21 protein-coding genes are annotated in these 19,946 nt (G+C 56.7%); 8 read left to right on the top strand and 13 right to left on the bottom strand.

Annotated features, from left to right (window positions below; translation table 11 throughout):
- Positions 1 to 14: 14 nt before the first annotated feature.
- Both G5533_RS15800 and G5533_RS15805 read right to left on the bottom strand, forming a co-directional pair.
- The gene (locus G5533_RS15800) at positions 15 to 806 is read right to left on the bottom strand and encodes a Cthe_2314 family HEPN domain-containing protein (RefSeq protein ID WP_194494643.1); all 792 of its coding nucleotides are present in this window, start codon (positions 804 to 806) and stop codon (positions 15 to 17) included.
- 236 nt (positions 807 to 1,042) lie between these two features.
- Complete coding sequence (locus tag G5533_RS15805; RefSeq protein ID WP_441255042.1) at positions 1,043 to 1,471, bottom strand: VOC family protein; 429 nt, start codon at positions 1,469 to 1,471, stop codon at positions 1,043 to 1,045.
- A 455-nt stretch (positions 1,472 to 1,926) separates the two neighbouring features.
- On the opposite strand from G5533_RS15805, the gene G5533_RS15810 reads away from it, so the two are divergent.
- Positions 1,927 to 3,102, top strand: a complete 1,176-nt coding sequence (locus G5533_RS15810; RefSeq protein ID WP_441255043.1) for an aspartyl protease family protein — start codon at positions 1,927 to 1,929, stop codon at positions 3,100 to 3,102.
- Between the two features lie 38 nt (positions 3,103 to 3,140).
- Here G5533_RS15810 and G5533_RS15815 read toward each other — a convergent pair whose 3' ends face one another.
- Entirely contained in the window at positions 3,141 to 3,737 is a 597-nt protein-coding gene (locus G5533_RS15815) for an MliC family protein (protein ID WP_279459707.1), read from the bottom strand.
- 187 nt (positions 3,738 to 3,924) lie between these two features.
- Positions 3,925 to 4,290 (bottom strand): DUF2061 domain-containing protein, encoded by a 366-nt coding sequence (locus G5533_RS15820; protein WP_005343334.1) that lies wholly within the window; start codon positions 4,288 to 4,290, stop codon positions 3,925 to 3,927.
- 191 nt (positions 4,291 to 4,481) lie between these two features.
- Here G5533_RS15820 and G5533_RS15825 point away from each other — a divergent pair, with 191 nt between their 5' ends.
- Positions 4,482 to 4,688, top strand: coding sequence for a hypothetical protein (locus G5533_RS15825; RefSeq protein WP_042656489.1), 207 nt, complete (start codon positions 4,482 to 4,484; stop codon positions 4,686 to 4,688).
- A 210-nt stretch (positions 4,689 to 4,898) separates the two neighbouring features.
- On the opposite strand, the gene G5533_RS15830 is transcribed toward G5533_RS15825, so the two are convergent.
- From G5533_RS15830 to G5533_RS15855, 6 genes are all read right to left on the bottom strand, one after another.
- On the bottom strand, positions 4,899 to 5,426 hold the full coding sequence (locus tag G5533_RS15830) for a hypothetical protein (protein WP_236351254.1): 528 nt from the start codon (positions 5,424 to 5,426) through the stop codon (positions 4,899 to 4,901).
- Between the two features lie 165 nt (positions 5,427 to 5,591).
- The gene (locus G5533_RS15835; protein WP_421255526.1) at positions 5,592 to 6,260 is read right to left on the bottom strand and encodes a hypothetical protein; all 669 of its coding nucleotides are present in this window, start codon (positions 6,258 to 6,260) and stop codon (positions 5,592 to 5,594) included.
- A 175-nt stretch (positions 6,261 to 6,435) separates the two neighbouring features.
- Positions 6,436 to 7,188 (bottom strand): DUF6602 domain-containing protein, encoded by a 753-nt coding sequence (locus G5533_RS15840; protein WP_421255525.1) that lies wholly within the window; start codon positions 7,186 to 7,188, stop codon positions 6,436 to 6,438.
- 724 nt (positions 7,189 to 7,912) lie between these two features.
- Positions 7,913 to 8,767 (bottom strand): 23S rRNA (adenine(2030)-N(6))-methyltransferase RlmJ, encoded by an 855-nt coding sequence (locus G5533_RS15845; protein ID WP_139428650.1) that lies wholly within the window; start codon positions 8,765 to 8,767, stop codon positions 7,913 to 7,915.
- Positions 8,761 to 9,222: a DUF2390 domain-containing protein gene (locus G5533_RS15850; protein ID WP_005343337.1), complete on the bottom strand. Its 462-nt coding sequence runs from the start codon at positions 9,220 to 9,222 to the stop codon at positions 8,761 to 8,763. Before G5533_RS15850 ends, G5533_RS15845 begins: the two co-directional genes overlap by 7 nt.
- On the bottom strand, positions 9,215 to 11,125 hold the full coding sequence (locus tag G5533_RS15855; protein WP_441255047.1) for an ABC transporter ATP-binding protein: 1,911 nt from the start codon (positions 11,123 to 11,125) through the stop codon (positions 9,215 to 9,217). The genes G5533_RS15850 and G5533_RS15855 overlap by 8 nt, the downstream gene beginning before the upstream one ends.
- Positions 11,126 to 11,279: 154 nt before the next feature.
- Between G5533_RS15855 and G5533_RS15860 the strand changes: the two genes are divergently transcribed.
- Positions 11,280 to 11,693 carry a CBS domain-containing protein gene (locus G5533_RS15860; RefSeq protein ID WP_227341361.1) on the top strand — a complete coding sequence of 138 codons (414 nt, stop codon included), beginning with the start codon at positions 11,280 to 11,282 and terminating at the stop codon, positions 11,691 to 11,693.
- 136 nt (positions 11,694 to 11,829) lie between these two features.
- Here the strand turns inward: G5533_RS15860 and G5533_RS15865 are convergent, their stop codons facing one another.
- From G5533_RS15865 to G5533_RS15875, 3 genes are all read right to left on the bottom strand, one after another.
- Entirely contained in the window at positions 11,830 to 13,491 is a 1,662-nt protein-coding gene (locus tag G5533_RS15865) for a hypothetical protein (RefSeq protein WP_421244545.1), read from the bottom strand.
- 124 nt (positions 13,492 to 13,615) lie between these two features.
- Positions 13,616 to 14,083, bottom strand: a complete 468-nt coding sequence (locus tag G5533_RS15870; protein WP_216979440.1) for a hypothetical protein — start codon at positions 14,081 to 14,083, stop codon at positions 13,616 to 13,618.
- A 54-nt stretch (positions 14,084 to 14,137) separates the two neighbouring features.
- Positions 14,138 to 15,514 carry an aminotransferase-like domain-containing protein gene (locus G5533_RS15875; protein WP_421206958.1) on the bottom strand — a complete coding sequence of 459 codons (1,377 nt, stop codon included), beginning with the start codon at positions 15,512 to 15,514 and terminating at the stop codon, positions 14,138 to 14,140.
- A gap of 116 nt (positions 15,515 to 15,630) precedes the next feature.
- On the opposite strand from G5533_RS15875, the gene G5533_RS15880 reads away from it, so the two are divergent.
- The 5 genes from G5533_RS15880 to G5533_RS15900 all read left to right on the top strand — a co-directional run bounded on the left by G5533_RS15880 (position 15,631) and on the right by G5533_RS15900 (position 19,789).
- A complete protein-coding gene (locus G5533_RS15880; RefSeq protein WP_040068356.1) occupies positions 15,631 to 16,227 on the top strand; it encodes a LysE family translocator in 597 nt (198 codons plus the stop codon).
- Between the two features lie 125 nt (positions 16,228 to 16,352).
- Positions 16,353 to 16,943 carry a LysE family translocator gene (locus G5533_RS15885; protein WP_040068358.1) on the top strand — a complete coding sequence of 197 codons (591 nt, stop codon included), beginning with the start codon at positions 16,353 to 16,355 and terminating at the stop codon, positions 16,941 to 16,943.
- A gap of 125 nt (positions 16,944 to 17,068) precedes the next feature.
- Positions 17,069 to 17,767: an aspartate/glutamate racemase family protein gene (locus tag G5533_RS15890; protein ID WP_421206960.1), complete on the top strand. Its 699-nt coding sequence runs from the start codon at positions 17,069 to 17,071 to the stop codon at positions 17,765 to 17,767.
- A 130-nt stretch (positions 17,768 to 17,897) separates the two neighbouring features.
- Entirely contained in the window at positions 17,898 to 19,004 is a 1,107-nt protein-coding gene (locus G5533_RS15895) for a 1-acyl-sn-glycerol-3-phosphate acyltransferase (protein ID WP_042084524.1), read from the top strand.
- Between the two features lie 314 nt (positions 19,005 to 19,318).
- Entirely contained in the window at positions 19,319 to 19,789 is a 471-nt protein-coding gene (locus G5533_RS15900; RefSeq protein ID WP_421206962.1) for a YhcH/YjgK/YiaL family protein, read from the top strand.
- The last annotated feature ends 157 nt before the right edge of the window (positions 19,790 to 19,946 follow it).

Consider the following 19,946-nt stretch of genomic DNA (forward strand, 5'->3'; position numbering starts at 1 on the left):
GCTTGAAATGTTTGTTAGCTATCTTTTTCACAGTGTAGAGGGAAATGCTGCGAAACACCCATTGCAGAACCATGCGATAATCTAAGATGTGTATCGCGATAATGGGTATAGCAATTATCAACTAAGTTAATTGTAGCTTTTAGTGCAACCTGTACCTCTTGCACAACTAGCTCGCAAATTTTATCTCGGGAGTTTTCGTAGATGCCCACTAGATCGTACCCAGTATTATCGATAACTGTGCCCTCCATCCATGACATATTTTTGAACATCTGATCATCACCAGTATAAAGCTCACTGAAACCTTTATGAGCTCGTTCATTACGATCTGTTCTCAATTCCTCACCAGTTTTGTCTAGAATTTTTAAGGATTCTAGAATGTCAGGGTGTTCGGTTTTAAGCACTTTATTTAGCTGCTTAATATTCAACTGAAAATCAGAGAGGCCTAGTTCCAAAACTTCATTCACAAAATGAAAAGCGATATCTCGCAGGCTAGAGAAACGAAATAAAGTTAGGTCAACTATAGACTTTAGCCAGTCATATCTATTTATATCTTGAACGCTCGACTTCACTGGAACAGTTTCAACTCCAAGCATTTGAGGTATTACTCGTAAATCGATGAACTGCTGTTCAAGCATATTAAATCTAACATAAGTTAAGTGTGCATAAGCCATATGTGGATCAGCTTCAGAGAATTCTTGCCAGTTTTGATAAGGTAAGTCATTGAGAAAATAGCAATTTATCGAATCATATAGAACACCTTTGAAGCTAGATTTTTCTAAATCCCACCAGTGATACTCATTATTCATAAAAACTCACAAATTCTGATTGATGGCTAATAATGATTAGATTAAGCCCGATAAAGGCTGTTTTTAATAATGTTTGAAATGATCTTTTTATCTTCCATCGTATTAAGCTGAACGTGTTCATTTGATATTTTTTTTACACGACCCTACGGCTGTATAGAAAATAAATATTGGGCGGTACTATTATTATCAGATCGTTACGCCATGAAAGCCCCATTAATTAGTGCTCCGCTTTCTTGCTAAAACCGAATCTCCACCGACTCCACACTACGCTTTGCCTCGCCGTGATAAACCGCTTCGATATTATTGCCATCCGGGTCGAGGACAAAGGCGGCGTAGTAGCCGGGATGATAATTGCGCTCGCCGGGGGCGCCGTTATCTTTGCCGCCATTGGCCAGCGCGGCCTGATAAAAGCGATCCACCATGGCGCGATCTTTTGCCTGAAAGGCGAGGTGGTGGCGACCGGTCAGTGCCCCCAGCGCGGCGGGGCTATCGACAGAGGTGACAAACAGTTCGTCTGCCCAGAAGTAGCCCTCCCCTGTGCCGCCCAGCGGAATATCGAGGGTGGTGAGAATGGCCGTATAAAAGCGCTGGCTGGCGACCAAATCTTTGACCACCAGTTGGATATGGTCGATCAAGCGACCTCGATACAGGGTTTGTGTTTCCATACACCACCTTGATTTGCATGTTGTGGGTGAGTCACCGGCTTGGCAGGCAGGGGAATTGGCATGGCTACCGCCCCTGAATTTCAGCTTCCAGTCTGCTGCGGTTCACCAACGGGATGGGGTTGGCATGGCTCATGGGAGACTCCGACGAGGCAAGTGTTGCCAAATGGCAATATTAACCATGGCGCTGTGGAGAGAAAGCTCAATATTGAGATTTTCTGTGCAAGATCAATAAATTAATCAAATGTCGCCTACGATTGATGACGTGCCGAGATAGCGTGAACAGCCATTCTTTATCAATCCCCATAGAATATTCATGGTCATATCTGGCTTGAACCAGCATAAAACTCTTTGTTATTGTCCGCGCTCCCCGCTGAAACAGCTTATTTATCTATAAATCAACAAGATAGCATTATGCGGTGGCGTCGCGGGGGCATCAGCTATCGGGAAGGAGAGTTATGAAGTCGCAGTTAAAAGTGGCGCTGGCCATGTTGGCCCTGTTCGTCGTCCAAGGCTGCACAGCCCCGGATTCATCCACCAAGCACAATGCTCCCGGCCCGGTGCTGACAGTGCATTACGAAAGCGCCCCCCTGATCCCCGTCACCATAGCGGGTGAGCAGTACCAGTTTTTGCTGGATACCGGGGCCAGTATCACCTTTATCGATCGTCGTCTGGCCAGCCGTTTCAAGGCGCTGACCTTAAGCGAATTGCCCAGGGCCTATCAGGCTGATTTTGCCACTGTGAGCAGCGTGTCGAGCCAACTGGGCAGCGAGCAGCTTGGCTTTGTTGAGCCGCAGCCCTTCTCGCTGGGGTCGGTCACCATTGATGACAGCGATCTGTGGGCAACAGTTGATTTCGATCTCTTCTCCCAGTCTCTTGGCAGCCGTATCGATGGCATCCTCGGGATCGACACCATCCGCCGTTTCAACTGGGTGTTTGATCGCGACAAGCATCAGCTCATAGCTTCGCTGACGGCACCGTCGGCAGCCACGTTCGAGCGTTGCATCGGCTATGAAGACAGCTACAACCGCTCCCCGGCAGTGTATCTGACCCACGGCGAGAGCAGTGTGCGCATGTATCTGGATACCGGGGCCGATCAGAGCTATGCCGACCATGCCTTTATCGACTTTATGGCGAGCCAGAAGGCGATCTCTGGCGAAGATGCCTCGCCACGCAAAGGGGTGGACGCCAGCGGTATGGTAGAGGGGCGTGACCATATCCTCACCGGCCTGCATTTTGATGAGCGCCAGCTCGGTGAGCTGCGCGTGTCGGAAAACAGCAATGAGCAGTATGGTCTGGGGCTGGATTTTGTTAACCGCTTCAATCGCTTTGCGATCATGCCCGGGCGGATGATGCTCTGCTACGACGCCGACAGCCTGGCGCGCAAAGTGCCGCCAGTCCTGCGCAATATCGGGGTGCGTTTTGATGGCGAGCATCTGCAGGTCTACTACAGCGACGAACGGGATCTTGCCCCCTATGGTCTGGCCAACGGCGACATTCTGGAACAGATCAACGGGGTGGCTTATCGTCCCCTCGAGATCGACAAGGTGCGTGAACTGCTCAGCACCGGCAAGCCGGGGTCGCTCAAGTTGCGGATTGTGCGGGAAGGAAAACCGCTGGATATCGCCATCTAGTCAAGGTGGGGCGGCAAGATGAGCCGCCCCTATGAGCGTCAGCCCTTGGTCGGATTTTCCATGCAGGTGAGGGTTGGCTGGCCGTAACGCTCCAGCGTGGCGTCGTCCCCCTTGATGAAGAAGGTGAGGTTTTGCCCTTCATAACGGGCGCCGCTGGCGCTGGGGGCTTCATAGGCGAGCACTTGTTGCTGCTTGTCGCCCTCGCTCAGGTTGATCACCGCGGCGGGCAGCTTGGCATCGTTATAGAAGTAGGTGGAGAGAGTGACGCTCTTGCCGCACTTGTAGTTGACCGGTGCCGGCACCATCAGCTGGCCGCCGCTGATCTGCAGTTCGGTGATCCGCAGCAGGTAGTTATCTTCCACACACTGGCGCAGATCCTGCCCCTTCCAGCAGTCGTTACGCCCCTTGATCCAGCCGCGCTGCATGGCGCGCTCTGTCTTGAGCTGTTCGGGAGAGAGCGCAGCAATCGCCTTGGGGTAGAGGGCAGCCAGTTCGTTATCAAGGGTGGCCAGTCCGGCATCCTTGCAGATCAGAGTTTCGACCGACCCTGACGCTTTGGTGCAGTCAAAGGAGGGGGTTGCGGCGCTGGCGAGCAGAGGGGCAAACAGCAGGGTGGCAAGCAAGGTCTTGTTCATCGATAGATTCCAGCAATGAGGAGGGCATATCTGCCTACTACAGCACACTCTACAGGGCAATGCAGCAGGGGAGCCGAGCGTACTTGCGCTGCTGAATGGCTGCCAAACGGAAAAACCCGACACTCCTGGCCGGAATGTCGGGTTTTTTGTGGCCGCGATAAAGGGGGGAGGCGGGTTGCCCGGTTGATCAGGCCAGCGCCAGTTGCTGACTGCGGGCGCGCCACAGCCGCTCGTGGAAGAAGAACACCACGGTATTGATGGCCGGTTCGATCATCGCCATCACACCACCGGTGAGCAGCTCGCCGCTCAGCAGGAAGGCCACCCCGAAGGCCACCGAGAAGTGGACCACCGCGAAGCTGCTGGTCTTGGCCTGCAGGCTGTGCTTTGGCTTGAGCTTGTGCCAGCCAAGGTCATGAAAGTAGAAGGCGACCGTGTTGACGGCGGGCTCGATCAGGGCGATCAGGCTGGCGGTCAGCAGCTCACCGGTCAGCAGGTAGGCCACGGTAAAGGCGACACCGAAGTGCAGGATGGCAAAGCTGATGGTCTTTTTCATGATGGCGGCTCCCTCTGTTGATAATGAGAGTATCTGCCGAAATGAGATTAAATGAAAACTATTCTCATCTATTGCCGAAATAGAGAGAACCTATCGACGGGCGAGTGGCCGGTGAGGTTCAGCGGTTGCCAATCGCAGCCAAGGCGATAAAGTACAGGTTCTTCACACTTGCCCATGAAAAAGGATCTTTCATGAATATCAATGCCACCCTGCTTGGCCAGTTCATTGCGTTGCTGATGGTCATCGTCGGCGTCATCGCCTGGCGACTGGCGCGCCGCAAGAGCGAGCATCCGGCGCTGGTCACCCTTATCTGCTCCCTACTCTGTCTGTTTCCGCCCTTTGGCCTGCTGGCCCTGTTGCTGGTTGCGCTGAAACAGGATCTGCCCGCCCGCTCATAGGGCGGGCTGGTTCAGGCTGCCGCACACACCGGCCGCACCAATAGAAAAAGCCCCGTGATGGGGCTTTTGCTTTTGAACTCGGTGAGCAGAAGACCTTGGACACCCATCTTTTGGGTTCGGGCTCTGCTACGCCTTGCTCAAAAAGGTGGGTGTCCCAGATTTGTCCCAGATTTGGAGATTTGCTGCATTTCTTATACTCCCGTTACTTTGTTACGGCCAATCGGGAACGTTTTTGTAAAGAGAGCTGGTGCCAAGCAGCCGCTTGGTACTGCTCACATCAGCCTCAACATAATTGGCAAAATTATTCATTGCATAGTCAGCAAGCTCTTGTGCACTTATCTGTAAACTCATGTCACTCGGTTCAACGACTTGCAGCCACGCTGTCCTGCCAGCCTCTACAGCGATAACGGCATAAAGATTGACCTGATCAGATCGGCAGACTAGCGCGACGCCATCGATAATCTGCGGTTTATTGCCGGTATTCAGGCAGTGGTCGAAGAAGTCAGCATAGATGCCCACAACACCAGGCAATTTGACCGTTAATTTTTCCTGGATAGCATAGGAGGAGCGGAAAAACTTACCTCTCGGAAAATCAAATGTGTCATCAACCGAAACCATGAGAACGCTGAATTTGTCATGTGCGAACTCAATTCCCGATGCAGGTGTGTTCTGGGAAGGGTTGGATTGGCAACCAGCTATCAAAAATGCACTGGCAACTACAGGTATCAGGTTCTTCATTTTTTCCTCGATTTCAGTACTTCATGCACATTTCAACGCATTTCGGTCATGAGGCTATTTGCTCTACTTTAAGACCTTGGACACCCATCTTTTGGGTTCGGGCTATGCTACGTCTTGCTCAAAAAGGTGGGTGTCCCAGATTTGTGATGTGGTTTGTTAGGCGCTTTACCAGAACCTATTTTGGAGCGAAGGGATTTCTAATTGCAAATCATCTGCATATTCAAAATTTTCTTCATTGTTATCAGACATATGTAACTCAGTGGCGTATGAGCGCAACCAGAGCTTCCTGTCTTCGGCCGAGAGCGCATATCCTTTAAGCTCTTCTGTTCCTTTAAGGCGATCCGGATATGCCCAACCTTTTTTTTCAAGTTTAGTAATCGTAACAATCAAGTGAGCCAACAAAGGTTGTTCAGGTGACACAATTTTATGGAACCAAGGCCAAAATCCTTCATCTCCTGGAGATGCTCGCCAGCCTTTCACTTCGTTTACCTCAGTCAAGTTAGCGTATGGGTGAGAGTGGAACGTTCCTACTAATTCGATATTTGGCCAATATTTTTCGAAAAAGCGTTTTTTCGCGATTATTGAATTTAAATCAGGCTGAACCCAATCCTGATGTCTTAAAGCAGATGTCTCCACTGTAGCCATTGTAGCTACTACCCGAGCGGGTAAATTTCCTTTTTGAGGAATCGAATAACCCCATAACAACCCGAAGGTCTCCAAGTTTTTATGCGATTTACCATTTTTATGCGCCTTATGTTCAAACTCGTAAGCCTCTATGGCCGTAGTGAATAGTTGAGGTACAACATGATCTTCAATCACTATATTTTTATTCATTTTTTAATCCTTAAAATAATTTGAAACTTTTCTGGCGCCTAACACCCTGCTAAGGGGTGAGCAATGCACTAGGAAAGCTACCGCACACCAACTTAATCACAAAACCCAAAGCATCCTAAAAATGCCAAGCATTGCGAATCCCTCTTAAGCAGTTTGTTAGCCGAATATGCTGGAGTTAAACATCAATCCCTCGAACAGCTTGTTTGTCTGGAATGATGTAATGACCTAGTTTTGGCTGTCCTCGATATGCGGCTATATCTTTATATGTGTTAGTAATACCACCAATGAATGCTAGTATTTCATCATAATCATCTGACGCAGGAAAGTGCTTCCAAAACTCAAACCCTTCCATCCACGTATAACCTTTTCCTGCAATGCAAATAGCTTTTATACTAGGCCGATTTATCTCCCCATAGTACGATTTATATCGCTCAGCTTCCGAAATTTGGCTACCGGTTAATGTACTATCAAGACCAAATAGAACACTAATTGGACTTACCGCTGGCGTTTGAATTGCTTGGCCATTTTGGTCAAAAAAACCTGGCAGAAAGCTAAATGTTTCCAAAAAAGAAGCGCTGTCATGAGCAACTCTTAGATCTTTCATTGTCAGTTTTGTTTTCACTTCAATTACGTATAAAACAGCTTCAATTGGGAAAATACCTGTGGTTTCATCAAACAACACCGGAGGCAATATGGATTTGTCATAAAGTATAATGTCAATCTGATTCGACATTTTCCCCGTTGCTTGTTCAACAACCTGTCCAGTTCCCACACCGATATCTGCTGGCAATAGCGGCCGAAATAATTTGGAAATCAGAATCTCTAACACTGTCCCCTTTACACCTTGATGTGTCAGCTTGCTCGCAGCTTTAGCTTCAGTGATTGCTCCAATCACTTTTGCCCTAAAAAAGTCTTGATATATGGTCATTTAAAGTACCTATTCTATGACAAGTCGGCTAACAGTGATTAGATAGAAGGCGGCACTAATCCGTTAGCAGAGCATTCCATATAACTCCGTAACATTTTCATTGCCGCCAAGTAAAAACAACCATTAAATCATAACGTCATCAGCTTTCTTCGCATGCTGGGCGTATTCGCTTGACTTCCTCTTTTTGCGCCACCGTTACTACAGTATGAAAAATCAGTGCTCAGCACACTCTTGGCAAGCGCCGCCAAAGCACGCCTGCGTGAGCGGGTCAGAAATCAGCATAAGGCTGTCACCATGTTGACTGGGTAGTCGTGGGCAACGTTCGCTTATCCATTCCATCCGGCATGGCTACCGCCCCTGAATTACAGCCTCCAGTCTGCTGCGTTTAACCAACTGGATGGGGTTGGCATGGCTCATGGGGTGACTCCTACGAGGCTTTGTTGCCAATCGGGTATATTAGCGGCGGGTAGACGGAGGGAAAGGACCAGATGGCCGATTTCTGATCTGGATCGGCTAATTAGTCAATAACGACTGATCTGGTGCGCAGATGGGGCGGGTGCTGCCATTGGTGAGGAAAACAGTTAGTGGGTAAAAGCGCTGGCAGGTAAAAAACAAGAAGCCCCTGAACGGGGCTTCTCTTTGCTGGCCATGCCGTCACTGTGAACGGTTTGGGTGAGCGACTTGCTGGCGCGTTGACCGGGCGCCAGAGCGGGCTGGTGCAGGTTTACTCTTCGACCTTGTTCAGCCACTCCACCTTGTACTGGGCGCCTGCGCCCTGCGCCAGCTTGGCACAGAGCGGTTTCAGGAAGGCTTCAATCTGCTCGTCCAGCATCCAGGGCGGGCTGATGATCAGCATGCCTGAGCCGTTCATGCCCCAGTCGGCAGTCTGACCGGCCACTTCCAGCTCGGCCACCAAGACGTTGCCGAAGTTCTCTCGCTTGATGGCGCGCAGCATGTCGCGGGATTTGTCTGCCTCTTGCCCGAGGATCGGATACCAGAGGGCGTAGATGCCGGTCGCCCAGCGCTTTTGCGCCTTTTTCAGGGTATCGACCACGGCGAAATAATCTTCTTTGAGCTCATAGGGCGGGTCGATCAGCACCAGCCCGCGGCGCGGGGTGGGCGGCAGCAGGGCGATCAGCCCCTCGAAGCCGTCACGGTGGTGTACGGCGACGCGAGGGTCATAACCCATGTTGGCGCGCAGATCTTCGACCTCGTTGTTGTGCAGCTCCATCAGCGCCAGCTTGTCCTGCTCGCGGGTGAGGCGACGGGAGAGCTCCGGCGAGCCGGGGTAGTAGTGCAGCTGGCCATCGCTGTTCATCTCTTCGATGACGCCGAGATAGGGAGCCATGGCAGACCACTGGGCCCGCTCGTCCCACAGGCGGCCGATGCCGTCGGCATACTCCGCCTTCTTCTGGGACCAGTCGCCGCGAAGGTCGTAGAGACCGCCACCGGCATGGGTGTCCAGCACGATGAAGGGTTTCTCCTTCTTCTTGAGGGACTCGATGATCAGGGCCTGAACGGCGTGTTTCAGCACGTCGGCATGGTTGCCGGCGTGAAAGGCGTGGCGGTAGCTCAGCATATTAGATCTCTGAGGGGGCCCTGCTGGGCACCCAGTAACGATAGATAGTTCAACAAATTGCGGCTGTTGCCGCGAAACAGGGAGAGGCTGCGCAGGGTCTGCAACAGGACGCCCTGTTGCAGCCGCTCCAGCTCCAGCTCGTGGGCCAGCATCGACTGATACTGCTGCTCGTCGAGTCGCGTCTTGGCGCTCTGGCGCAGGGCGCGCCACGGGGTCAGCACCGCCTCGGTCTGCACCAGCGCCGGTTGCAGATCGGTGAGATCGACCACGATGCCGAGCTGATCGAGCCGGTGCAGCAGCAGCGCCAGATTGACGTTGCCCCCCTGCTCCTGCACGGTGAGCCAATCCTGGCTGCGCTCACCATAGACCTTGCCGCTCCAGTGCCAGAAGCCGATCGGCGTCGGCAATTCGTGGACCGCGACCCGCTCGCTGGCCATCAGCTGTTCGTCACGCAAAGAAGGCCTGCTCCATGGTTTCCAGCTCTTCGGAGAGGCTCATCCACTCCAGCTCCACCTCTTCCAGCTGCTCCTTGAGGGGGCCCTGGGATTTGAGCAGCTCGGAGAGCTTGGTTTTAGCGCTCTCTTCGTAGATGGCGGGGTCGGACAGTTGGCTCTCGATGTCGCCAAGCTTGCCTTGCAGCTTCTCCATGCTCGCTTCGAGCTTTTCCAGCTTCTGGCGAAGGGGGCGGGTTTGCTGGCGGAACTCCGCCTCGCGCCGCTTCTGATCCTTGCGAGCCACCGCCGAGTTGGCAGAGACGGGGCCATCGGCCGGTTTGGCGTTGGCCTCTTTCTCCTGCTCGCCGAGCCACTTGTGGTAATCGTCCAGATCGCCGTCGAACGGCTCGACCCGGCCACCGTGTACCAGATAGAAGTCGTCGGTGGTGGTGCGCAGCAGGTGACGGTCGTGGGAGACCACTACCATGGCCCCTTCGAAGCCTTGCAGCGCCATGGTGAGGGCGTGGCGCATCTCCAGATCCAGGTGGTTGGTCGGTTCATCGAGCAGCAAGAGGTTGGGCTTTTGCCAGGTGATCAGCGCCAGCACCAGCCGCGCTTTTTCGCCGCCGGAGAAGGGCGCCACCTTGTCGAGCGCCTTGTCACCGTGAAAACCGAAGCTGCCCAGATAGTTGCGCAGCTCCTGCTCGGTCTTGTCCGGCGCGAGGCGGGCCAGATGATCGAGCGGGGAATCATCGAGACGCAGGGTCTCCAGCTGATGCTGGGCGAAGTAGCCGATGCTCACCCCGGCGCTCACTTCGAGCTTGCCAGAGAGCGGCGGGTTGGAGCCCGACAGCATCTTGATAAAGGTCGACTTACCGGCGCCGTTGCGACCGAGCAGACCGATGCGCGAACCCGGTACCAGATTGAGTTTGATCTTCTCCAGGATCACCTTGTCGCCGTAACCGGCAGAGAGGTTCTCCATGGCGATGAGCGGGGTCGGCAGGGCCGACGGCTCGCGAAACTCGAAGCTGAATTCCGAGTCGGCGTGGGCGGGCAGGATCTTCTCCATCCGCTCCATCGCTTTCAGGCGGCTCTGGGCCTGACGGGCCTTGGAGGCCTTGTAGCGGAAGCGGTCCACATACGCCTGCATGTGGGACATCTCCCGCTGCTGCTTCTCGTACATGGACTGCTGCTGGGCCAGCTGTTCGGCGCGCTGCAGTTCGAAGTCGGAGTAGCCGCCGCTGTATTCGTTGAGCTTGCCGTTCTCGATATGGATGATGCGGCTGATGACCGAGTCGAGGAAATCGCGGTCGTGAGAGATAAGCACCAGCGTGCCCTGATAGCCCTTGAGCCACTTCTCCAGCCAGATGACGGCGTCGAGATCTAGGTGGTTGGTCGGTTCATCGAGCAGCAGCAGATCGGAGCGGCAGAGCAGCGCCTGAGCCAGGTTCAGACGCATGCGCCAGCCACCGGAGAAGCTGCGAACCGGCGAGCTCAGCTGCTCATCGCTGAAACCGAGGCCGTGCAGCAGTTCGGCGGCGCGGGCGCGAATGCTGTAGGCGCCAATGGTATCGAGGCGACCGTGCAGCTCGGCTACCAGCAGACCATTGTCATCCTGTTCGGCCTGTACCAGCTGGGCTTCCAGCGAGCGGAACTCCTTGTCGCCGTCGATCACATACTCGAGCGCGGAGCAGTCGAGCGCCGGGGTCTCCTGCGCTACGCCTGCGATCTGCCAGCCAGCGGGCAGGCTGAAGGTGCCGCTGTCGATGGCCAGCTCGCCCCGTACCAGTGCAAAAAAGGTGGACTTGCCACAGCCGTTTTTGCCCACCAGACCCACTTTGTGGCCGGGGTGAATGGTGGCGGAGGCGTTGTCCAGCAGCTTGCGGCCGCCGCGGATCAGTTCGATTTGACTGGCAACTATCATGGGTGGGATCTGCTTGCTCAAAATGGAGGAGAAAAACTGGCGCGGATCTTACGTGAAATGACGCTGATTTGCACTGTAGCGAAGGGCTGGCTACTGGCTGGCACTGCAAAAACATGCCATAACAGAGAAACCAGTTTGGTTACGGGAGGTTAGCATGCATATCAGGGATATTATGACGACCCGGGTCGCCACCGTTTCAATGGATGATCGACTCCGAGTCATCAGGGATATCTTCGAGCAGGCACACTTTCGCCACCTGCTGGTGCTGGAAGAGGAGGAGCTGGTGGGGGTCATCTCGGATCGGGATCTGTTCCGCGCCATCAGCCCCTATCTCGACTCCGAAGCCGAGATGAGCCGCGATACCGAAACCCTCAACAAGCGGGCCCACCAGATCATGAGTCGTCAGCTCGTCACCATCGCTCCCCATCTCACCGTGCGCGACGGCGTCAAGCTGATGCTGGAGAAGGGGGTCTCCTGCCTGCCGGTGCTGGAGAATGGCGCCCTGGTCGGCATCATCAGCTGGAAGGATTTTCTCAAGGCGGCGCTGGAGAGTGATGCACTGGGCTGAGCCCGGGGACTTAACAGTCATCTGTCACCGTATCTGCTTGTGCCCGTTCTTGAGGGCCATAAGGTTACACGAAATGAATAGAGGGGAGCCAAGGCTCCCCTCTCTCTTATGTGGCTGGCGGCACAGGCCAGCCTCATCATGATTCCGGGGGCCCCTTGCCCAGGCTGGCGGGGGCGCTGCCGGAGAGGTGCGGCTGCAAGTGAGTGCGGATCTCGTGCAGAGTACGCTGATACTGCTGGGCATGTTGATCCAGAAACGCAGGGCTGTGCTTGAGGCGCCGCTCCAGGGTATCGACCAGCAGCGCAACCCTGGGGGCCGCCATGCCCGCCGGCCAGCTGTGCTGTAGCAGCTCCAGCAGTTGCCAGGCATCGCCGGGCAGGGCGGGAAATTCCTCCAGCAGTTGCAAGCCGGCCTGCAGTGCCAGTTGATAGTCACCTTTTTGTATCCCTTGATGACGGGTTTGGCGCAAGCTGGTCAGGCGCTGCTCCCGCGCCGTCAACTGTTGGCCCAGTTCCGTTAGCAGATGGTGAAACAGCTGACGGGTCAGGGGGTGGGGGGCGACACGGTCACGGTAGTGTGTCAGCTGCGCCAGATAGCGCTGGGCATGGTGGGGCAGGCCACAAAACTGACAGACGGCAAAGCCCAATAACAGGGTGAGATGGTTCTCGCTCGCCTGGCTGGGTTGATGGTGGGCGAGCAGGATCAGCGCCTCGTCGAAGCGGTAATCCAATCCCTGCATCAGTGCCTGCAGCAGCTCGAACTCCTGCGCGGGCAGGTTTACTGTTCGCTTCAGATGGGCCCACTCCTGTTGCAGGGAGCGGATCCGGTTGCTGGATGGTGTATGCCACAGCACCGCCAGCATGGCGTTGATCATGAAGTGGTCGATGGCCAGCCGGACGCGCTGTTCACTGAAATGGTGAAGATTCAGGGTGCTGGCTTGTTCCAGCACCTTCCTCTCGTCTTGCTGTAATAGTCCCAGCATCATGGCCAGCTGATGCCAGCGGGGTTGATGGGGGCGGACTTGTTGCAACTGCACCATGGTCTCCCAGGCTGCCTGCCACTGATGTTGGTGCAACTGACTGGCGAGTTGCAGCTCCAGTCGGGTGGCGGTCGGCAATATGGTTTGATGACGCTGCAAGTCGGTTTCGGCACTCTGCAGTTTGCCCAGTCCCAACATGGCGTAGAACAATCCGGCCCTCGGCCAGCTTGCCCGATACTCGTTGGCACACAGGGCATAATGCTGGGCGGCAGTGAGCTGTTCGCTGGACTGCAGCAGCAGGTAACCCTTGAACCGATCCAGCCAGGGGGCAAGGGGTCGGTTGTCCCGTTGATAGAGCAGGTCTTCACAGAGTGCGGTCGCCAGTTTCCACTCCCGCAGCAGGGTTGGAGGGGCGAGGGTGTGGGTCATCCTGCTCAGTTGTGTCAACTGCTTGAGCGCAGTTGTGAGCTCCCCGGTCATGAAGGGGAGTGGCAGATGGAGGGAGAAGTAGAGGTCCGAGGGGAGAAAATCCTGCTCGTTCTGGTCTGCATCCATCAACAGTAGTACGCAGGCGGGTTGTAGCAGGCCGAGGTAGTGTGCTTCATGCAGCAGGCGGGCGCCGTCATGCCCCAGTTGTCTATTTTGCTGGCAGATAATGGCATCAAATGGCTGTTGTTGCAGCAGGGTGAGTAGACCGCTGCGTTCCTGACCCGGGTGGCTGTGGTGGTGGATCCGTTCAGCAGGGATACCCTGTTCGGTCAGTTCCCGGGTGATGGCGCTACGGAGCAGGGGATCCTCTTCGAGCAGCAGTATCGTCATGCACGCGTCCTTTCAATACTCCACGAGTAGATCAGATTAGACCCAAGAGGAACATGGCGACAACTCTGCGGGGGAGGAAAAGTGACAGTAGTCGGCGCGAGACGAGGAAGGGCATTATAGGCGGTTACCGGGATTTATGTGCTTCGGTGAGAAAGACACACTCTGTTTGACGGATCTGGTGTGAGCCACTCCCCTGTTCCCCCTGCCAGCTTAATTCCAGCTTGCCGAGGCGGCCCAGATGGCGCAGTTCAAATTCGTAGCGCTGGCAGAGGTTGTTTTGGGGCAGACTCGTCATACCCGCTGGCAGGCGGTATTGATAGCGCAGGATCGGCCCATCTTCCAGCTTGCTGGCCACCGGCACCAGCCCCTCTGGCGTGGGCTGCGGCGCCCCGAGCGCACGGCGCAAACTGAGCGGTGCATCGATCGCCTTTTGATAGTGCAGGCCGTTCATGGCCGCCAGCTCCTCTTCCAGCCGTTGCAACTCCCCTTCCAGTCCATTGAGCGCGGCCCCCAGCTGCTGGTGGGTCGTTGACGAGGCGCAGCCACCCAGCAACAGGGTGGCAAGCAGTAGGGCGGCTCTGATGGGGGGCACGGCATCTCCTTGGCAATGACGATGAAGCGTGAAGGTCAGGTCGGCTGGCCCTGACTATAGCAGGGGATTGCTCGGGGGCGTCCCCTGCAGCAGCTGCGCCAGACGGGCCAGCCCTTCGCCGACCCGGGCATCGGTGGCGGGTTGGCTCAGGCTCAGGCGCACCCCTTGCGGAGCGGCAAACTGACCGGCGGCGAAGTGTTCCCCGCTCGCCACGCCAACGTCAAGAGCATCGGCGGCGGCAGCAAACTGTTGGCTGCGCCAGGGCTCCGGCAGCGGTAGCCAGGCGTGCATGCTGCCCGGCTGCCAGCGGGCGGCAGGCAGCAGGTGGCGCAGCAGTTCGCCACGGCGTTTGAGGATCTCCCGCTGCTGCTCGACCAGCGGCATGATCTGGCGCTGACTGACCATTTTGCAGGCGAGCTCGATCAACAGCGGGCTCACCATCCAGCTCGACAGCCGCATGGTCTGGGCGAAGGCGCTGCGCAGGGCAGGGGGCGTCAGCACGAAGCCCACCCGCAGGCCGCCGCAGGCGATCTTGGCCAGACTGCCCAGATAGATGACCCGCTCCGGCGCCAGATTGACCAGAGGGATCACAGGTTGCTGGGGCAGCAGGCCGTTGACGTCATCCTCGATGATCAGCAGATCGTGGCGACGGGCGATGGTGACGATGGCCTCCCGCCGCGCCAGACTCATGATGGCGGTGGTGGGGTTTTGCAGGGTTGGGGTGAGGTAGAGCAGCTTGGCCCGGCGGGTGCGGCAGGCGGCGTCCAGCGCCTCGGGCAGCAGCCCCTCCTCGTCCATCGCCAGTCCCACCACCTGATTCTTCAGCTGGCGGGCATTGCCCAGCATACCGGGGTAGCTCAGCCCCTCGCACAGGATGGTCTCCCCCACGCAGCCGGTCGCCAGCAGCGCCAGCATGATGCCGTGCTGGGCGCCGTGGCTGAACAGCAGGCGATCCTCACTACAGGCCACCCCTTGCTCCGCCAGCCAGTTGACGAACTGCTGGCGCTGATCCGGTCGTCCCGCCTCCTTGTCGTAGCCGAGCAGGGCGTTGAGATCCCCGTCCGCCACTTCCCCCAGCATGGGGCGAATGATGGCCGCCCGATCCAGCTGCACCGGCAGGTTCTGCCACAGCTCGATGCGGTGCCCCTCCTCCTGACGGATCACCCACTCATTGGCGGGATCCGTGTTCGCTCCCTTGACCCAGGTGCCGTGGCCCACCCGGGCGGCCAGCAGGCCGCGCCGCTCCGCCTCGCTGTAGGCGCGGGTGACGGTGCCGACGGTGACACCCAGACGATCCGCCAGGGATCTGTGGGTAGGCAATCGGGTCTGCGGTGGCAGCTCGCCATTCGCGATCCCCTGTTCGATTGCTTTGACCAGCTTGAGGTAGAGGGGGCCATCGAAGGCCGCAAGGTCGGGCGTCCAGATTGTCATGGTGACAATAAATCCATTGATCCAAATTTGTTGTCAATATAGCGTGAATTTCAGCCTGATAACAATCAAATAGCTTGCATTGTATCGATACAACTCAGCGAGTAAGGAGTCACAATATGACGATGGAGTGGTATGTTACCCTGTTCGGTTTTGCCGTACTCACCTGCGGTACGCCGGGGCCCAACAACCTGATGCTGACGGCTTCCGGCGCCAACTTCGGGGTGCGTCGCACTCTGCCACATCTGCTCGGGGTGGGGCTGGGGCAGCCGGTGTTGCAACTGGTGCTGGCGCTGGGGCTTTATCCGCTGTTCGAGCGCTGGCCCCTGCTACGGCTCGGTTTGCAGATCTTCGGCAGCCTCTATCTGCTGTGGTTGGCGTGGCGTATCGCGGTGGCCGGGGCGCCGGGGGATCCGGCCCGGAGGGCCCGTCCGTTGACCATGCTGGAGGGGCTGGGCTTTCAGTTCCTCAATCCCAAGGCGTGGATGATGGGGATCTCCGCCATCAGTCTGTTCAGCCTGCCCGGCGCCAGTTACTGGTCGAGTCAGCTGGCGGTGATGGTCATGTTTGCGCTGGTGGCCCTGCCGGTCTGCTTTGTCTGGGTACTGTTCGGCCATCAGCTGAGCAACTGGATCAGCTCGGATCGGGGCTGGCGGCGACTCAACGGTTCTCTCGGCCTGCTGACGGCACTCTGTGTGGTGATGCTCTGGTATTGAGCCGTGTTGCGCTGGAGGGGGAGGTGGCCGAGAAAGAGGCATTTCTGACTTGTCGCCACGGGGTTGGCTCTGCATATTAGAAGGCTTTCCCCATAACGGGGGCGTTGAATCGACAAGAGGTTGAGATGGATCTGAACTGGTTACTGCCCCTGGCGGGGTTTGCCCTGGTTACCTGCGGCACGCCGGGGCCAAATAACATGTTGCTCACCAGCGCCGGGGCGGCGCAGGGGTTTCGCCGCACGATTCCCCTGCTGGTGGGGGTGGTGGGGGGGATCAATCTGATGATCCTCGCTACCGCGCTGGGGCTTGGCGTGGTGTTCGAGAAGGTGCCGCTGCTGCACGATGGCCTCAAGATTATCGGCTCGGCGTATCTGCTCTGGCTGGCGTGGAAGGTGGCGACCGCCAGCGGCCCGGCCGAGGGCAACCGGCCGCTCATTCCCGCCCATCAGGGGGCCATGCTGCAACTGCTCAACCCCAAGGCATGGATGATGGCGCTCTCCGCCATCAGCGGTTTCACTCTGGCGGGGGAGGCTTACTGGCCCTCCGCGCTCTGGGTGTTGGTGATCTTCTTTATTACCGGCCTCTACACCGGGGCGTTCTGGGTGTTGTTTGGTGCCCAGGTGCGGCAAATCATTCGCACTGCCCGGGGTTGGCGGCGTTTCAATCTCGGCATGGGGCTGGCGACGGCCGCCTGTGTCGGGATGATCTGGATTTAGCCCGGGGTTGACCCGGGCCTTTACCGGCTGTCTTGTTGGCCCTGCGGGGCCTTTTTTATCTCGCCTGCGTGACCTTGCCTGCAAGGTGGCGTGGTTCTGCCCTCCCTTGGAATGAAGGAGTTCCTATGAAATGTATCGGTCTGTTGGGTGGCATGAGCTGGGAGTCCACCGTCAGTTACTATCAGGCGCTCAACCGTGGGGTGCGGGCACAGCTCGGCGGTTTGCACTCGGCGCGGGTGCTGCTCAACAGCGTCGATTTTGCCGGTATCGAGCGGTTGCAGCATGCCGGTGACTGGCCCGCTACCGCTCGTTTGCTGGCGGCGGAGGCGCGCAAGTTGCAGGATGGCGGCGCCGATTTCTTGCTGATCGGCACCAACACCATGCACAAGGTCGCCCCCGAGATTGAGGCCGCCATCGATATCCCGTTGCTCCATATCGCCGATGCCACCGCGGCCAAATTGCGGGCTGACGGGATCACCCGAGTCGGCCTGCTCGGCACCCGCTTCACCATGGAGCAGGATTTTTACAAAGGGCGCTTGCAGGATCGCTTCGGGTTGGCGGTGCTGGTGCCTGCCGAAGCTGAGCGGGAGCGGGTACACAGGATCATCTATGACGAGCTCTGTCTGGGGGAGACCCGTGAATCGTCGCGGGCCGAGTATCTGGCCATTATCGAGGCGCTGGTGGATGCTGGTGCCGAGGCGGTGATCCTCGGTTGCACCGAGATTGCCCTGCTGGTGGGCGATGCCCGGGCGGCGGTGCCGCTCTACGACACCACTGCCATCCATGCCGAGGCCGCCGTGGCACTGGCGCTCTGCTCCGATTAATTAACTGGTCAGATCTCACTATTCATGCTTGTCTCATACCCCTTGCCATAAAAGCGTGTAAAATTGCGCCCTGAATTTTCCCCGGCCAACACGGGTTGGCTGCGGTTTCCTAGCATGCAAGGCTGACATTGTGACTGAAGTAGATAGATTCGCGGATATTCGCCCCTACCGCGATGAAGAAGTGCCGGCAGCCATCGAACGGCTGATCCAGGATGATGAATTTATCGGCGCCATCGCCAAGTATCGTTTCGGTTCCCTGATGAGCTGGCTGGGCTGGGCCATTCGCCCGATGATCCGCCTGTTTCTGCGCCGTAAATGGTCAAAAGTGACCACGGTGCATCAGGTCCAGATGGGGGTCACCCGGTACATGTCCCGCATGATCGCCACCTCTACCAAGGGGGTGACCTTCTCCGGGATCGAGCATCTGAAGAAAGAGCAGGGCTATCTGTTTGTCTCCAACCACAGAGACATCGCCATGGATCCTGCGTTCGTCAATTGGGGGCTGCACACCCACGGTTTCGATACCGTGCGCATCGCCATCGGTGACAACCTGCTGCGCAAACCCTGCGCCACCGAGCTGATGAAGCTCAACAAGAGCTTTATCGTCAAACGCTCCGCCAAGGGGCCGCGGGAGATGATGAAGGCGCTCGGCGAGCTGTCTGCCTATATCGGCAACTCGGTTCACGAAGGTCACTCCATCTGGATCGCCCAGAAGGAAGGACGCGCCAAGAATGGCGATGACAAGACAGATCCCGCCATCCTCAAGATGTTCTACGTCGACGGCAAGAAGCAGAAGATCGACTTCGTCGACTATATGCGCAGCCTCAATATCGTGCCGGTCAGCATCAGCTACGAGCTGGATCCGACCGACAAGGCGAAGGCGCGCGAGCTCTACGAGAAGTCGGTCAACGGCAGCTATGAGAAGGGCGAGTTCGAGGATATCGAGAGTATCGTCGCCGGTATCGTCGGCATGAAGGGGCGGGTACATGTCTCCTTCGGCGCGCCGATCACCGAGGGCTTCAGCGATCCGGACGAACTGGCCGCGCTGATCGACAAGGCGATCTGGAGCAGCTACCACCTGTTCCCCAGCAACTATCTGGCGGCCGATGTCTCCGGCAAGGCCAATACCATCGAGCAGGCGGCCTTCCTGACCCGTCAGTCAGAGGTGCCGGAAGAGCACAAGGCGATCTGGCGGGCCATGTACGCCAAACCGGTGGAAAATGCCCAAAAGGCTTGAATGAAACCGGTTGTTAAACGGTTTTGCGAAAAAAACGGGCGCTGATGCGCCCGTTTTTGCGTCTGGTCAAAGTCGAGGGGGAAAGGGTGGTGAATAATATGGTTTCAGCTGGTACGATCACTATGAAAATGGGATTATGTCTCTTGGCAAGGTGCTGACGAGTGTGTAACAGTGCCCATATAGCTGAACATGAGCAAAAGCTCTAAACCGGTTTGCACGGATTGCAGACGGCATTATTGAAGGACCTGTCACAGGTCCTTTTTCATTGGCTGGCAAAGATGCCGCCCAGATATACCTAACAGGAAACAGACGCCATGATCACCGGTAGCCTGAACACCCTGCAGCGGACGCCGCTGCCCGCCCCGCTGGCCCGCATCATGGCCGAGGTGGTGAAGAGCGTGGCTCACTGGGGTGACGCTCCGCTCGGCAAGAGCGAGATCGATGGCCTCAACCTGTTCTGTCTGGTGAGCGAAGATCTGACCGAGCCAGCCGCGGATCGCCGTGGCGAATTCCATCAGCAGTATCTCGATATCCAGTTGCTGCTGCGCGGTGAAGAGTGGATAGGTGTGGGCCCCCACGACTATGTGAGCGACGGCGCCGACCATCCCCATCCTGACCTCTGGTTTGTCGAGGACGAGCAGACCAGCTATCTGGCGCTGCAACCGGGCGATTTTGCCATCTTCTGGCCGGGCGAGCTGCACCGCCCGCTCTGTACCTTCAACCAGCCCGCCAAGGTGAAGAAGCTGGTGGTCAAGGTACACAAGGATCTGCTGGCTATCGCCTGAGCATTCCCATTGAGGCGAGCCCTGCGCAGCTGATGCGTTGAGACTCGCAAGCATTGAAACCAGTGATACGCACCACAAGTTGCGATCACTCTTTCAAGAGCAAGAATTGAAACCAGTGATACGCACCACAGGTTGCGATGACTCTTTCAAGAGCAAG

Source organism: Aeromonas sp. A600620 (genome assembly GCF_029479985.1).
GTDB classification, from domain to species: Bacteria; Pseudomonadota; Gammaproteobacteria; order Enterobacterales; family Aeromonadaceae; genus Aeromonas; species Aeromonas veronii_A.

What these genes read in the sequence shown, in the direction of transcription:
- G5533_RS15835 (WP_421255526.1), bottom strand. Translation starts at nt 6,260, where the DNA reads ATGAATAAAAATATAGTGATTGAAGATCATGTTGTACCTCAACTATTC.
- G5533_RS15830 (WP_236351254.1), bottom strand. Translation starts at nt 5,426, where the DNA reads ATGAAGAACCTGATACCTGTAGTTGCCAGTGCATTTTTGATAGCTGGT.
- G5533_RS15865 (WP_421244545.1), bottom strand. Translation starts at nt 13,491, where the DNA reads ATGACGATACTGCTGCTCGAAGAGGATCCCCTGCTCCGTAGCGCCATC.
- G5533_RS15885 (WP_040068358.1), top strand. Translation starts at nt 16,353, where the DNA reads ATGGATCTGAACTGGTTACTGCCCCTGGCGGGGTTTGCCCTGGTTACC.
- G5533_RS15815 (WP_279459707.1), bottom strand. Translation starts at nt 3,737, where the DNA reads ATGAACAAGACCTTGCTTGCCACCCTGCTGTTTGCCCCTCTGCTCGCC.
- G5533_RS15880 (WP_040068356.1), top strand. Translation starts at nt 15,631, where the DNA reads ATGACGATGGAGTGGTATGTTACCCTGTTCGGTTTTGCCGTACTCACC.
- G5533_RS15890 (WP_421206960.1), top strand. Translation starts at nt 17,069, where the DNA reads ATGAAATGTATCGGTCTGTTGGGTGGCATGAGCTGGGAGTCCACCGTC.
- G5533_RS15845 (WP_139428650.1), bottom strand. Translation starts at nt 8,767, where the DNA reads ATGCTGAGCTACCGCCACGCCTTTCACGCCGGCAACCATGCCGACGTG.
- G5533_RS15875 (WP_421206958.1), bottom strand. Translation starts at nt 15,514, where the DNA reads ATGACAATCTGGACGCCCGACCTTGCGGCCTTCGATGGCCCCCTCTAC.
- G5533_RS15840 (WP_421255525.1), bottom strand. Translation starts at nt 7,188, where the DNA reads ATGACCATATATCAAGACTTTTTTAGGGCAAAAGTGATTGGAGCAATC.
- G5533_RS15860 (WP_227341361.1), top strand. Translation starts at nt 11,280, where the DNA reads ATGCATATCAGGGATATTATGACGACCCGGGTCGCCACCGTTTCAATG.
- G5533_RS15900 (WP_421206962.1), top strand. Translation starts at nt 19,319, where the DNA reads ATGATCACCGGTAGCCTGAACACCCTGCAGCGGACGCCGCTGCCCGCC.
- G5533_RS15855 (WP_441255047.1), bottom strand. Translation starts at nt 11,125, where the DNA reads ATGATAGTTGCCAGTCAAATCGAACTGATCCGCGGCGGCCGCAAGCTG.
- G5533_RS15800 (WP_194494643.1), bottom strand. Translation starts at nt 806, where the DNA reads ATGAATAATGAGTATCACTGGTGGGATTTAGAAAAATCTAGCTTCAAA.
- G5533_RS15820 (WP_005343334.1), bottom strand. Translation starts at nt 4,290, where the DNA reads ATGAAAAAGACCATCAGCTTTGCCATCCTGCACTTCGGTGTCGCCTTT.
- G5533_RS15825 (WP_042656489.1), top strand. Translation starts at nt 4,482, where the DNA reads ATGAATATCAATGCCACCCTGCTTGGCCAGTTCATTGCGTTGCTGATG.
- G5533_RS15805 (WP_441255042.1), bottom strand. Translation starts at nt 1,471, where the DNA reads ATGGAAACACAAACCCTGTATCGAGGTCGCTTGATCGACCATATCCAA.
- G5533_RS15810 (WP_441255043.1), top strand. Translation starts at nt 1,927, where the DNA reads ATGAAGTCGCAGTTAAAAGTGGCGCTGGCCATGTTGGCCCTGTTCGTC.